This window comes from Tsuneonella sp. HG094, assembly GCF_053819285.1.
Genome location: NZ_JBSORA010000001.1, coordinates 2,098,519 through 2,111,797, shown reverse-complemented (window position 1 = coordinate 2,111,797; position 13,279 = coordinate 2,098,519). Strand labels below are relative to the sequence as shown.

14 protein-coding genes are annotated in these 13,279 nt (G+C 66.7%); 12 read left to right on the top strand and 2 right to left on the bottom strand.

Annotated features, from left to right (window positions below; genetic code table 11):
- Nucleotide 1: 1 nt before the first annotated feature.
- Both pspA and ACWPMX_RS10485 read right to left on the bottom strand, forming a co-directional pair.
- Entirely contained in the window at nt 2-922 is a 921-nt protein-coding gene (gene pspA / locus ACWPMX_RS10490; protein ID WP_455699951.1) for a phage shock protein PspA, read from the bottom strand.
- Nucleotides 919-1,071 carry a hypothetical protein gene (locus ACWPMX_RS10485; RefSeq protein ID WP_455699950.1) on the bottom strand — a complete coding sequence of 51 codons (153 nt, stop codon included), beginning with the start codon at nt 1,069-1,071 and terminating at the stop codon, nt 919-921. The genes pspA and ACWPMX_RS10485 overlap by 4 nt, the downstream gene beginning before the upstream one ends.
- A 133-nt stretch (nt 1,072-1,204) precedes the next feature.
- On the opposite strand from ACWPMX_RS10485, the gene pspF reads away from it, so the two are divergent.
- The 12 genes from pspF (at nt 1,205) to rpsO (ending at nt 13,222) form a co-directional block, all read left to right on the top strand.
- Nucleotides 1,205-2,230 (top strand): phage shock protein operon transcriptional activator, encoded by a 1,026-nt coding sequence (gene pspF / locus ACWPMX_RS10480; RefSeq protein ID WP_455699949.1) that lies wholly within the window; start codon nt 1,205-1,207, stop codon nt 2,228-2,230.
- Between the two features lie 420 nt (nt 2,231-2,650).
- On the top strand, nt 2,651-3,871 hold the full coding sequence (locus ACWPMX_RS10475; RefSeq protein ID WP_455699948.1) for a vanadium-dependent haloperoxidase: 1,221 nt from the start codon (nt 2,651-2,653) through the stop codon (nt 3,869-3,871).
- 209 nt (nt 3,872-4,080) lie between these two features.
- A complete protein-coding gene (gene rimP / locus ACWPMX_RS10470) occupies nt 4,081-4,674 on the top strand; it encodes a ribosome maturation protein RimP (protein WP_455699947.1) in 594 nt (197 codons plus the stop codon).
- A gap of 6 nt (nt 4,675-4,680) precedes the next feature.
- Nucleotides 4,681-6,330 carry a transcription termination factor NusA gene (nusA, locus tag ACWPMX_RS10465; protein WP_455699946.1) on the top strand — a complete coding sequence of 550 codons (1,650 nt, stop codon included), beginning with the start codon at nt 4,681-4,683 and terminating at the stop codon, nt 6,328-6,330.
- Nucleotides 6,311-7,036 (top strand): DUF448 domain-containing protein, encoded by a 726-nt coding sequence (locus ACWPMX_RS10460; protein WP_455699945.1) that lies wholly within the window; start codon nt 6,311-6,313, stop codon nt 7,034-7,036. Before nusA ends, ACWPMX_RS10460 begins: the two co-directional genes overlap by 20 nt.
- 22 nt (nt 7,037-7,058) lie before the next feature.
- Entirely contained in the window at nt 7,059-9,590 is a 2,532-nt protein-coding gene (infB, locus tag ACWPMX_RS10455) for a translation initiation factor IF-2 (protein WP_455699944.1), read from the top strand.
- Between the two features lie 218 nt (nt 9,591-9,808).
- A complete protein-coding gene (locus ACWPMX_RS10450; RefSeq protein ID WP_455699943.1) occupies nt 9,809-10,345 on the top strand; it encodes a DUF1697 domain-containing protein in 537 nt (178 codons plus the stop codon).
- Complete coding sequence (gene rbfA / locus ACWPMX_RS10445; RefSeq protein WP_455699942.1) at nt 10,345-10,746, top strand: 30S ribosome-binding factor RbfA; 402 nt, start codon at nt 10,345-10,347, stop codon at nt 10,744-10,746. Before ACWPMX_RS10450 ends, rbfA begins: the two co-directional genes overlap by 1 nt.
- The gene (locus ACWPMX_RS10440; RefSeq protein ID WP_455699941.1) at nt 10,746-11,321 is read left to right on the top strand and encodes a thymidine kinase; all 576 of its coding nucleotides are present in this window, start codon (nt 10,746-10,748) and stop codon (nt 11,319-11,321) included. The genes rbfA and ACWPMX_RS10440 overlap by 1 nt, the downstream gene beginning before the upstream one ends.
- A 23-nt stretch (nt 11,322-11,344) precedes the next feature.
- Nucleotides 11,345-12,031, top strand: a complete 687-nt coding sequence (locus ACWPMX_RS10435) for a site-2 protease family protein (RefSeq protein WP_455700766.1) — start codon at nt 11,345-11,347, stop codon at nt 12,029-12,031.
- Between the two features lie 11 nt (nt 12,032-12,042).
- Nucleotides 12,043-12,951, top strand: a complete 909-nt coding sequence (truB, locus tag ACWPMX_RS10430) for a tRNA pseudouridine(55) synthase TruB (protein ID WP_455700765.1) — start codon at nt 12,043-12,045, stop codon at nt 12,949-12,951.
- Between the two features lies 1 nt (nt 12,952).
- Nucleotides 12,953-13,222 (top strand): 30S ribosomal protein S15, encoded by a 270-nt coding sequence (rpsO, locus tag ACWPMX_RS10425; protein WP_455699940.1) that lies wholly within the window; start codon nt 12,953-12,955, stop codon nt 13,220-13,222.
- Nucleotides 13,223-13,279 lie beyond the last annotated feature (57 nt).

Below are 13,279 nucleotides of genomic sequence, written 5' to 3'. Positions count from 1 at the left end.
GTCAGTCCCCCTTGGTCTGGTCGTCGGTGTCGAGGCCGAGCGCGCGCTTCATTTCCGCGAGCTCGTCGTCGATCTGGTCCTTGCCCGCGAGCGCGGCGATTTCGTCCGACAGGCTCGGCTTGCCGCTGCCGTCGGCGATCGACAACGCATCGGCGCGGCCTTCGGCGTAATCGACCCGGCGCTCGAGTTGGTCGAAGCGGGCGAGCGCATCGTCGGTGCGTTCGTTGGTCATCAGGCTGCGCAGCTTGACCCGGTTCTCCGCGCTCTCGAGCCGGGCCGCGATCGCAGTCTGGCGGCTGCGCGCCTCGCGGAGGCGGACCTGCAGTTTCTCGATGTCCTGTTCGTAGGCACGCAGGGCATCGTCGAGCACGGCGATTTCCTGCTTCAGCTGGTCGGCCATGTCGCCGGCCTTCTTCTTCTCGACCAGCGCGGCGCGGGCGAGGTCTTCGCGGTCCTTCGACAGCGCGAGCTGCGCCTTTTCGGCCCAGTCGGCCTGCAGCCGTTCCAGCTTCACCGTGTGGCGGTGCATTTCCTTCTGGTCGGCGATCGTGCGCGCGGCACTCGCGCGGACCTCGACGAGGGTCTCCTCCATCTCGAGGATGATCATGCGGATCATCTTCGTCGGGTCGTCCGCCTTGTCGAGCATGTCGTTGAAGTTTGCCGCGATGATGTCCCGGGTGCGGCTGAAGATACCCATGAAGGCGACTCCGTAGTTGGCGATGTCCCGCTGGGCCTGCGATTGGCCGGGGGACTGGGTGGGGGTGGGGCTACGGCGCAGGCGATCGATCTCTTCATCGAGCCGCGAAGCACGCGCGAACGACTGGGGGCGGGCCGGAGCGTCGGCGTCGCGGGGGGACTGCCCGCGAAGGGGGCTGTCGTCGCGCTCCGGCCCTAAGGGGTCAGAAGAAGTGGGCTTGTTCATGCGAGTTCCGTTGCGGTGACGAGACCGTCGGCAGCATAGGCCGGGGTGGCCTGGATCTGCGCGCTCAGAGCGACGAACAGCGCCATCGCGGCGACACTCGCCATCGCGGCCTGTCCGAGGCGGGTCTGAAGAAAACGACGGTCGAACATGGATACCTCCCTTGGATATTCACACTACAGCAAGGGGCGTGCCAACTGGCTTTTACGGATAGCGGATCGTTTTTGACGAACGACATGGTGGTTAGGATTGCCGAGATATGGGAAATTCCGCTATTGATTGGGCATGGAACGGGAAAGTCAGTTCATCGGGCAGTCCGACGCCTTTCTGGATGCGGTCGACCGCGCCAGTCAGGCCGCCCCGATGCACCGGCCCGTGCTGGTCATCGGCGAGCGCGGCACCGGCAAGGAACTGATCGCAGAACGCCTTCACCGCCTGTCCACCCGGTGGGACGAGCCGCTGATCACCATGAACTGCGCGGCCCTCCCCGAAACGCTGATCGAGGCGGAACTCTTCGGGCACGAGGCGGGTGCCTTCACCGGCGCGACCCGCGCACGGGCTGGCCGCTTCGAGGAGGCGGACCGGGGCACGCTGTTCCTCGACGAACTCGCCACGCTGTCGATGCAGGCGCAGGAACGGCTGCTCCGCGCGGTCGAATATGGCGAGGTCACGCGGATCGGTTCGAATCGTCCGATCCGAGTCGATGTGCGGATCGTCGCGGCGACCAACGTCGACCTGCCGCGACTGGCAGACGAGGGGCGCTTCCGGGCCGACCTGCTCGACCGGCTGAGCTTCGAGGTCATCACCCTGCCGCCGCTCCGCGTGCGCGAGGGGGATATCATCGTCCTCGCCGAATTCTTCGGGCGGCGCATGGCGAGCGAGCTTCGCTGGGATAGCTGGCCAGGGTTCGCCGACCACGTCCGCGACCAGTTCGAAAACCACCAGTGGCCGGGCAACGTGCGCGAACTGCGCAACGTGGTCGAGCGTGCGGTCTACCGCTGGGGCGAGTCCAAGCAGCCGATCGCGCACGTCGTATTCGACCCGTTCGAGAGCCCGTGGAAGCCGGCCGCGACGAGCAGCGAACCGGTCAATCAATCGCTTCAACCGGCCCGTAACAACAGTATGAATGCGCCGGATTTCGATTCGATCGAAGACTTGCGCGCCGCAGTCGATGCGCACGAACGGGCGATCGTGGAGAACGCGCTGGGCCGCAACCGATGGAACCAGCGCCAGACCGCCAAGGCGCTCGGCCTGACCTACGACCAGCTGCGCCATTGCATCCGCAAGCACGGGCTGGCGGAGAGCGAATAGTGACCTTGATTAATAAAGGTTAACGGCGCATCGTCGCCTTGGCACTCCATTAATCGACGAGTCGCAGGCAAGGCAAATGGCTGTCCAGAAGGGGCCAACGCCTTCAAACTTAAAATAAAACAATCGCGGATGCCGGCTTGATGGCGCCTTGCGTATCGAAAGGGGAGGGACATTAGGCACCCCGGCCTGGCGCCAGCTTCGATCCTTAACGAGGGAGCTTGTGCCATGTCGAACTTGTCTGAGACGTTTTCTTCTTTTGTCCCGTTTTCCGACGGCAATCCGGTCATCCACAAGCAGCGAACGCGCGCGAGACGATCTGCGTCCAGTCGCCTATCGATTGCGCTGGCCACGTTCGGTGCACTGTTGGCAGCTCCAGCCGGTGCCGAGGAAAATTCGGTACGAGTCTGGAATCAGAGAGCCGTGGTAACGCTAACCAACGCGTCCAACGCAGGAACTCCCGGAGCGGGATTTGCTCCTCCGGTCGCGCTGATCCACATGGCGATCGTCCAGGGGGCGGTCTACGATGCGGTGAACGCGATCAAGGGCGGGCACGACCCGTACATTCGCGGGCTCAAGGCTCCGACCAGCGCATCCAAGAGCGCGGCGGCGGCCACCGCAGCATATCATGTCTTGTCCGGCGTCATCGACCAGATACCGGTCGCCAACCTGTCGGATTCGGCCAGGTTCTCGATCAAGGCCCGCCTCTATGAAGAATACGGCAACTCGCTGGCGGGCGTGCCCGATGGCCCGGCGAGGGACAAGGGGATTGAGGTCGGGGCCGCCGCGGCGGCTGCAATGATGGCGAGCCGCATGAACGACGGCCGTTTCGGGGCGGGTGGTTATCCCGTGTCGAACGCACCCGGCGGATGGCGCCCGGTTGGTCCGACCTTCGGCAACGACCCCAATGGCTGGGTCCGCGCCGTCCGCCCGTTCATCCTGCCGGCTTCTGAATATTTCCACACACCGGGGCCGTGGAGTCTGACGAGCGACCAATACACGGCGGACTACATAGAGGTGAAGGCATTGGGCTCGCTCAACAGTGCGACCCGAACCGGTGCCCAAACCGCGCTGGCCCTCTGGTCCGCCCCACATCCGGTGCCGATGACGTCCGGAGCGCTGCGGCAGCTCGCGCAGTCAAAGGGGCTGACGGTCGCAGAGGAAGCGCGGTTCTACGCCATGACCAGCATGACCGCGGCGGATGCCGCGATAAACTGCTTTGCGGAAAAGGCGCATTGGACTTTCTGGCGTCCGACGACGGCGATCGCCGAAGCCGACCTCGACGGGAACCCGGCGACGATTTCGGAAGCGGGGTGGACGTCGCTCTTGCCGGTGCCGCCCTACGCGGACGAGCCATCCGGCGCGAATTGCGTCTACGGGTCGATCATGACCAGCGCGAAACTGTTCTTCGGGACCGACGTCGTGCCGGAATTCACGATCTCGAACGCGGTGGCATCGCGGCCCTACACCCGATTTTCCGACGTGATCAAGGACGTGATCGATGCGCGCGTGTACGGCGGCCTGCACTTCCGCCGGGCGGACTTGAACGGCGCAGATCTGGGCAAGAAAGTTGCCGAGTACGTGGACCAGAACTACTTCAACTGCGGTCCTCCGGGACAGTGCAGGCAGGAAAGGCTCCACTGACGCCGATCGGATAATTCGCCCCGGCCGAGGGGGCGAGAGGAGGGCGGTTGCCGCGGTAGCCGCCCTCTTATCCGCGTCGTCTCTTCGCACTTGCCTTCCCTCGCTTTCGCGCCTATCTGGCCATCCATCCCGACATCGCGAGACTGAAGGGGCTGGCGCCGCGAGGGGCCGGCACCGAAGGCGCTTGCGGAAACCGACGAAAGACTGCCTTGGCCGATATCGCGCGCCTTACCGAACTGGTCGAACCCGAAGCCGCCGCGCTCGGGCTGGAACTGGTGCGCGTGCGGATGATGCAGTCCGAGGCCGGCGACGGCGGGGAGGCGCTGCAGATCATGGCCGAGGACCCGGCGACCGGGCAGCTCGTGATCGATCAGTGCGCCGCGCTCTCGCGCCGCGTCAGCGACGTGATCGACGCGCGCGAGGAAGCGGGCGAAGTGCTGATCGACGGCGCCTATCACCTCGAGGTCTCGAGCCCCGGCATCGACCGCCCCCTGACTCGCGCGAAGGATTTCGCCAACTGGACCGGGCACGAGGCGCGCATCGTCATGGACAAAGGCTACGTCGACCGGTCCGGGGGCCAGCGCGTGCTGAAGGGCGATCTCGTCGGCATCGATGCCGACGACGCCGTGACCATCGCCGATCGCAAGGCGGGCGAAGTCACCGTGCCCCGCGGCCAGATCCATTCGGCCCAGCTCGTCCTCACCGACGCGCTGATCGCCGCGACCAGACCGCTCGACACGACCGGAGTCGAAGAGACTCTTGGCGGTGCCGAGGAAGAGATACTCGAAGCAGAGGAAGAGTAAGACCCAATGGCCAGTTCGATTTCCGCCAACAAGGCTGAACTGCTCGCGATCGCCAACTCGGTCGCCTCGGAAAAGATGATCGACAAGGCGATCGTCATCGAGGCGATGGAAGAAGCGATCCAGAAGGCCGCCCGCGCGCGCTATGGCAACGAGAACGACATCCGCGCCAAGCTCGACCCGATGACCGGCGATCTCCGTCTCTGGAGGGTCGTCGAGGTGGTCGAGGAAGTCGACGACTACTTCAAGCAGGTGAACCTGGAACAGGCCGGCAAGCTGCAGGCCGATGCCAAGGTCGGCGACTACATCGTCGACCCGCTGCCCCCGGTCGACCTCGGTCGCATCGACGCGCAGAGCGCCAAGCAGGTGATCTTCCAGAAGGTCCGCGATGCCGAGCGCGAGCGCCAGTTCGAGGAATTCAAGGACCGCGCGGGTGAAGTGATCACCGGCGTGATCAAGTCGGTCGAATTCGGCCACGTGATCGTAAACCTCGGTCGTGCCGAGGGCGTGATCCGCCGCGACCAGCAGATTCCCCGCGAAGCCGCCCGTCCGGGCGAGCGCGTGCGTGCGCTGATTACCAAGGTGGAGCGCAACAACCGCGGTCCGCAGATTTTCCTCAGCCGCGCGCACCCCGAGTTCATGAAGAAGCTGTTCGCGCAGGAAGTGCCCGAAATCTACGACGGCATCATCACCATCCAGGCCGCTGCCCGTGATCCCGGTTCGCGCGCCAAGATCGGCGTCATCAGCCGCGACAGCTCGATCGACCCGGTCGGCGCCTGCGTCGGCATGAAGGGTAGCCGCGTGCAGGCCGTCGTGCAGGAACTGCAGGGCGAGAAGATCGACATCATCCCCTGGAGCGAGGACACCGCGACCTTCGTGGTGAACGCGCTGCAGCCGGCGACCGTCGCGCGCGTCGTGCTCGACGAGGACGACAACCGCATCGAAGTGGTGGTCCCCGACGACCAGCTCAGCCTCGCGATCGGCCGCCGCGGCCAGAACGTGCGCCTGGCGAGCCAGCTCACCGGCCACCAGATCGACATCATGACCGAGGAGGAGTCCTCCGAGAAGCGCAGCCGCGAATTCGCCGAACGCTCGAAGACCTTCGAGGAAGAGCTCGACGTCGACGAGACGCTGTCGCAGCTGCTGGTGGCCGAAGGCTTCGCCGAGCTCGAGGAAGTCGCCTACGTCGACCTCGCCGAGCTGGCGACGATCGAGGGCTTCGACGAGGACCTGGCCGAAGAGCTGCAGAGCCGCGCGCAAGAAGCGCTTGAGCGCCGCGACGCCGCCTACCGCGCCGAGCGGCAGGGCCTTGGTGTCGAGGATGCGCTGGCCGAAATCCCGCACCTGACCGAGCAGATGCTCGTCACGCTGGGCAAGGGCGGCATCAAGACGCTCGACGACCTTGCCGACCTCGCCACCGACGAACTCATCGCCAAGAAGCGCGAGGCCCCGCGTCGCCGTCAGGCGCCGACCGACGGTCCGCGCCTGCGTTCGGACCGCCCGAAGCCCGAGGACAAGGGCGGCGTGCTCGGCGAATACGGCCTGACCGAAGAACAGGGCAACGAAATCATCATGGCCGCGCGCGCGCACTGGTTCGAAGACGAGGATTCGTCCGGGCCAGCATCCGAGGAGGCCGCGCATGCGGACTCCGAACAATGAGCGCCTGACGCCCGACATCGTTGACGCGCAGGGCGGGGTGAAAGCCGCGCCCGAGCGCAAGTGCATCCTCTCCGGGGAGCATGGCGCGCGCGATACCCTCGTCCGGCTGGCCATCTCGCCCGATGGGCTGGTGCTGCCCGACGTCCACGCCAAGGCGCCCGGTCGCGGCGCGTGGCTCGGCGTCTCGCGCGGCGAGCTGGAACAGGCGATGGCCAAGGGGCGGCTGAAAGGCGCGCTCTCCCGCGCCTTCAAGGGCGCACCGCTGAGCGTGCCGGACGATCTGGCGCAGCGCATCGAGGATGCGCTGACCCGCGCACTGCTCGACCGACTGGGCCTCGAACTGCGCGCCGGACATCTTATATTGGGGTCCGACCGGATCGCGGAACACGCACGCGGCGGGGCGGTGGAGCTGCTGCTACACGCCAGCGATGCGAGCGCCGACGGCAGCCGCAAGCTCGACCAGGCCTGGCGCGTTGGGCGCGAGGCCGAAGGGTCGGGCGAAACCGGCACGACCTTGCCACTGGACCGGGCGGCTTTGTCTGTGGCAATGGGCCGCGACAATGTCGTCCACATGGCGCTGGCCGATCCTCAAGCGGCAGCCCGGGTGTCCCACGCCCTGACGCGCCTGATGCACTATCTTGGGGCCGATACGGCCACGCCACATGGCGAAGGGCCGGACGACCGGCCCCTCGCGACGACCGACTGATTGAAGGACTGGACCGAAGTTTATGAGTGACAGCAACGACACCCCGCGCGAACGCAAGCCGCTTGGCCTCAAGCGGTCGGTGGACGCCGGCGAGGTCAAGCAGACCTTCAGCCATGGCCGCACCAACAAGGTGGTGGTCGAGGTCAAGCAGCGTCGCAAGCTCCTGAAGCCGGGCGAAACCCCGCCGCCGCCTCCGCCTCCGCCGCCGCCCCCTCCGCCCCCGCCGCCGCCCGCGGCTGCCGCTCCGGTCGCGAAGAAGCCCGCGCCTGCCGGTGAGACCCCGCAGGAACGCGTCGCGCGCCTCCAGCGCGAGGCCGAGGAGGCGCGTCTTGCGACGCTGGCCGAACAGACCGAGCGTGAAACCGCCGAGCGCGCCGCCGCTCTGGAAGACGAGAAGCGCCGCGCCGAAGCCAATCGCGAGGCCGAGGCCGAGGCTGCGCGCCAGCCCGCGCCGGCGCCCGTGGTCGAACCGGCTGCCGCCGTCGAGGAATCGACTGCTGCGGACGAAACCGCCGAAGGCGAGGGCGACACGTCCACGCCGACCCCGGCCGCGCGCCGCTTCACCCCGGTCGCCCGCCCCGAGATCAAGAAGCCCGAGCCCAAGAAGAAGGAAGAGAAGCGTCCTGCCGCCAACCCCGAGCGTGGCGGCGGCGGTGCCGGCGATCGCCGTTCGGGCAAGCTGACGGTCACCCGCGCGCTCAACGAGGACGAAGGCCGCCGCGCGCGTTCGCTCGCCGCGCTCAAGCGGGCGCGTGAGAAGGAGCGCCGCCTCCACGGCGGTCCCGCGCAGAAGCGCGAGAAGCAGGTGCGCGACGTCGTCGTGCCCGAAGCGATCACCGTCCAGGAACTCGCCAACCGCATGGCCGAGAAGGGCGCCGACCTGGTGAAGGCGCTGTTCAACATGGGCATGATGGTCACCGTCAACCAGACGATCGACCAGGACACCGCCGAGCTGCTGGTCGAGGAATTCGGCCACAACATCCAGCGCGTGAGCGAAAGCGACGTCGACATCCAGGTGGATGAAGACACCGACGCGCCCGAGACGCTGAAGGCCCGTCCGCCGGTCGTGACCATCATGGGCCACGTCGACCACGGCAAGACCTCGCTGCTCGATGCCCTGCGCGGCACCGACGTTGTGAAGGGCGAAGCCGGCGGCATCACCCAGCACATCGGCGCCTACCAGATCACCACCAAGGGCGGTGACAAGGTGACCTTCCTCGACACCCCGGGCCACGCAGCGTTCACCGAAATGCGCGCGCGCGGTGCCAACGTCACCGACATCGTGATCCTCGTGGTCGCGGGCGACGACGGGATCATGCCGCAGACGATCGAGGCCATCAATCACACCAAGGCCGCCGGCGTGCCGATGATCGTCGCGATCACCAAGGCCGACCGCGAGGAATACAACCCGCAGAAGATCCGCGAGCGCCTGCTCGAGCACGAAGTCATCGTCGAGGCGATGTCGGGCGACGTGCAGGACGTGGAAGTCTCGGCCAAGACCAGGGCCGGGCTCGACGAGCTGGTCGAGAAGATCCTGCTCCAGGCCGAGCTGCTCGAACTGAAGGCCAACCCCGATCGCGACGCCGATGCGGTGGTGGTCGAAGCGCAGCTCGACAAAGGCCGCGGCCCGGTCGCGACGCTGCTCGTTACCCGCGGTACGCTCAGGCGCGGCGACACCTTCGTCGTCGGCACCGAGAGCGGCCGTGTGCGCGCGCTCGTCAACGACAAGGGCCAGCAGGTCAAGGAAGCGGGTCCCTCGGTCCCGGTCGAGGTGCTCGGCCTCGGCGGCGTGCCCGATGCGGGCGATCACCTGACCGTGGTCGAGAACGAACAGCGCGCCCGCGAGGTCGCCTCGTTCCGGCAGCAGAAGGCGACCGAGAAGCGCACCGCGCTCGCGCCGACGAACTTCGACACGATGTTCTCCAACCTCAAGAGCGACGTGGTCGAATGGCCGGTCGTGGTGAAGGCGGACGTGAAGGGTTCGGTCGAGGCGATCGTGACCGCGCTGCACAACATCTCGAACGACGACATCAAGGTCCGCGTGCTCCACGCGGGCGTGGGTGCCATCACCGAAAGCGACGTGACGCTCGCCGCCGCCAGCGGCGCGCCGATCATCGGCTTCGGCGTGCGTCCCAACCCCAAGGCGCGCGACCTGGTGGCGCGCGACAAGGTGCGGATGATGTATTACGACGTCATCTACCACCTGACCGAGGACGTCGCGAAGGAGATGGCCGGCGTGCTCGGTCCGCTCAAGATCGAGAACGTGCTCGGCCGTGCGGAAGTCAAGCAGGTGTTCCCGGCCGGCAAGAAGGACAAGGCCGCTGGCCTGCTGGTGGTCGAAGGCGCGATCCGCAAGGGCCTGTTCGCCCGTCTCACCCGCAACGACGTCATCGTCTCGGCCACGACCATCCAGTCGCTGCGCCGCTTCAAGGACGACGTCGACGAGGTCCGTGCGGGCCTCGAATGCGGCGTCGTGCTGGCAGACACCAACGACATCAAGGCGGGCGACCAGCTCGAGGTGTTCGAGGTCGAGGAGCGCGAGCGGATCCTGTAAGGATTTCGCCGAAAGTGGTACTTTCGGCGAGGAGGTCGGATGGAAAACCCAGTCAAGGGCGGTTGCCTAGGCGCAGCGCTAGCCGCCAGCTTTCCCCTCGGCATTCTTGCTGGGGAGAATGAATGGTTTGGCCCCATCCTGGGTATCGTTGCCGCACCTTGGCTGTTTCTGATTTGGTGGGGTTGGCGCAATCGATCGGCCTCGGCCGATAAAGACTGATGCCCCGCTACGTCGCGCTGCTCGGGTCGATCAATGTCGGCGGCAACCGGCTGAAGATGGCCGATCTCAAGGCGGCGATGGAGCGCGCGGGCTTCGCCAACGTCGAGACCGTGGTGGCGAGCGGCAACGTGCTGTTCGACCGCGCGGCTGCGGCGGACGCAAAGCTGGAGGGCGAGATCGCCCGGATCGTCAAGGATCGCTTCGGGATCGCCACCTTCGCGGCGGTGCGCACGAAGGCGGAGCTGGAAGCGGCGCTCGCCGAAAGCCCGTTCGCGGGGAAGGGCGAGGACAAGCTGGTCCATGTCCACTTCCTCGCCGGGCAGCCGACGAACGCGCAGTTCGATACGCTCATTGCCGACCATGAGGGGCGGGGTGAGGAGAAGCTTGCACCGGGCACCCGCGCGCTGCACATCGATTTCGTGAGCGGTGCCGGAAATTCGAAGCTGACCGGGGCCTTCATCGAGCGCCGGCTGGGCTGCAAGGGCACCGCGCGCAACGTGCGGTCGCTGAAGAGGATCATCGAGAAACTGGGCTGATGGCGCGCAACACTTCCACTCCCGAACAGCAGTCGGTCCGCGTGCTCAAGGTGGGCGAGCGGGTGCGGCATATCCTCTCCGAGCTGCTCGCGCGCGGGGAGGTGCACGACGACGTGCTGACCGCGCACTCGGTCTCGGTCACCGAGGTGCGGATGACGCCCGACCTGCGCAACGCCGCCGCCTACGTGAAGCCGCTGCTCGGCAAGGATGAGGCGGTGGTGCTCAAGGCGCTGCGCACCAACACCGCGTTCTTCCAGCGCGAGGTGGCCAAGCGCCTCGGCCTCAAGTTCGCGCCGAAACTCCAGTTCAAGCCCGACGAGAGCTTCGACGAGGCCGAGCGGATCGAGCGACTGCTGAACGATCCCAAGGTCGTGCGCGATCTCGACGACGAAGACGCCTGATGGCCAAGCTTTATTTCTACTACGCCAGCATGAATGCGGGGAAATCGTCCACGCTGCTGCAGGCGGATTTCAACTACCGCGAGCGCGGGATGCGCACCATGCTGTGGACCGCGCAGCTCGACACGCGGAGCGACGGGCTGGTGCGCAGTCGCATCGGGCTTGAGGCGGACGCGCACCGGTACACGCCCGAGACCGACCTGTGGGCCGCGATCACCGCCGCGCACCGCGCCGAGCCGCTCGATGCGATGCTGATCGACGAGGCGCAGTTTTTGACCAGGGCGCAAGTCTGGCAACTCGCCCGGCTGGCCGATGAAGCGGGCATCCCGGTGGTCTGCTACGGCCTGCGCACCGATTTCCAGGGCGAGCTGTTCCCCGGTTCGGCCGCGCTGCTCGGTATCGCCGACAAGCTCGTCGAGTTGAAAGGCGTCTGCCACTGCGGCCGCAAGGCGACGATGAACCTGCGGGTCGACGCCACCGGCGCGGCGGTGAAGGAAGGCGCGCAGACCGAGGTAGGCGGAAACGAACGCTATGTCGCGCTTTGTCGCCGCCACTTCAGCGAAGCGTTGGCGGGTTAGGGCGGAACCACTACATGAGCGGCATGTCCGAAACGCTGCAGCTCGCACTGCTCCTCATCCCCTGCCTGATCGTCGCGATCGTGTTTCACGAGGTCGCGCACGGCTGGACCGCCCTTGCGCTCGGCGATCCGACCGCCAAGGAGCAGCGGCGGCTGAGCCTCAACCCGATCCGCCATGTCGATCCCATCGGGACCATCCTCGTCCCCGGCGCGCTGGCGCTGTTCGGCGGCCCGGTGTTCGGCTGGGCCAAGCCGGTGCCGGTGAATTTCCGCCGGCTGAACAATCCGCGCGTGGGCATGATGCTGGTCGGCGCGGCGGGTCCCGCGATGAACATCCTGCTGGCGACGGTCGCCGCGATCGTGCTCGGCCTTTACGCGGGCACTCTCGTCGCGCCGCCCGAGGGCGTCAGCGAATACGTCTTCGGCGGGCTGCAGCTATTCATCCTGATCAACGTCTTCCTCGCGCTGTTCAACCTGCTGCCGATCCCGCCGTTCGACGGATCGCACATCGTGGAAGGGCTGCTGCCGCGACGCCTCGCGGTGCACTACGCCAAGCTGCGCAACGTCGGGATGCTGCTGTTCATCGCGCTGATCGCGGCGACCTGGGCGTTCCCCGACGCGGGCATCATCGACAAGGTGATCGGTCCGCCGGTGGAATGGGTGCAGGGGCAGTTCTTCGCGCTGGCGGAGTGGGTCGCGCGCGCAACGTGACTGCGGGCCCTATGCTTCACGGCTGGCTGATCCTCGACAAGCCGCGCGGCCTGGGGTCCACCCAGGCGGTCGGCGCGGTCAAGCGTATCTTGCGCGAAGGGGGCTATGCCAAGACCCGCATCGGCCACGGCGGCACGCTCGATCCGCTGGCCGAAGGCGTGCTGCCGATCGCGCTGGGCGAAACGACCAAGCTCGCCGGGCGGATGCTCGATGCGAGCAAGGTCTACGAGTTCACCGTCCGCTTCGGAGAGGAGACCGATACGCTCGACATGGAGGGCGCGGTGGTGGCGACGAGCGACCGCTTGCCGACTGCGCACGCGATCGCAGCAGTGCTGCCCCGCTTCACCGGACCGATCGCGCAAGTTCCGCCGGCCTATTCGGCGCTCAAGGTCGACGGCAAGCGCGCTTACGATCTCGCGCGCGCCGGAGAGGCGGTCGAGCTGGCGACGCGCGCGGTGACGATCCACGAGCTCGAGCTAATCTCCGCCGAGGCGACCAGCGCGACCCTCCGCGCTCACGTGTCTAAGGGAACGTACATCCGGTCCCTTGCACGGGACATCGCACGTGCCCTCGAAACCTGCGGTCACGTGACCTATCTGCGGCGCACGAAGGCGGGACCGTTCGCGCAAGCGCAGGCGATTTCGCTGGACTTGGCGAGCGATTCCGCTAAGGGCGCGAGCCTTCAAGACCACCTCCTGCCGCTGGAGGCGGGGCTGGACGGTATCCCGGCCCTGCAACTCGACCCGGATAGCGCGCAGGCGGCCCGACAGGGCCGGGTCGTTTCCGGAAACGCCCTGCCCGACGGGCTCTTCCTTGGCATGGCCGGATCGGTTCCGGTGGCGCTGATGGAATCCGACGGGACGACCGCGAAAGTGGTCCGGGGCTTCCACTTCCCCGATACCGCGAAGAAAGACGACTGACATGACCGTTACTGCCGAAAAGAAGCAGGAAATCATCAAGGACAACGCCCAGGCCAAGGGCGACACCGGTTCTCCCGAAGTGCAGGTCGCGATCCTCACCGAGCGCATCCGCAACCTGACCGAGCACTTCAAGGGCCACCACAAGGACAACCACTCGCGCCGCGGCCTGCTGATGATGGTCAACAAGCGCCGCAGCCTGCTCGCATACCTCAAGAAGAAGGATGTGGAGCGGTACAACGCGCTGATCGCGAAGCTCGGCCTTCGCAAGTAACCGTTTTCTCGAAGCGGCCCCTCAGCGGGCCGCTTCGTTTATCCGGCAGGCCGCATT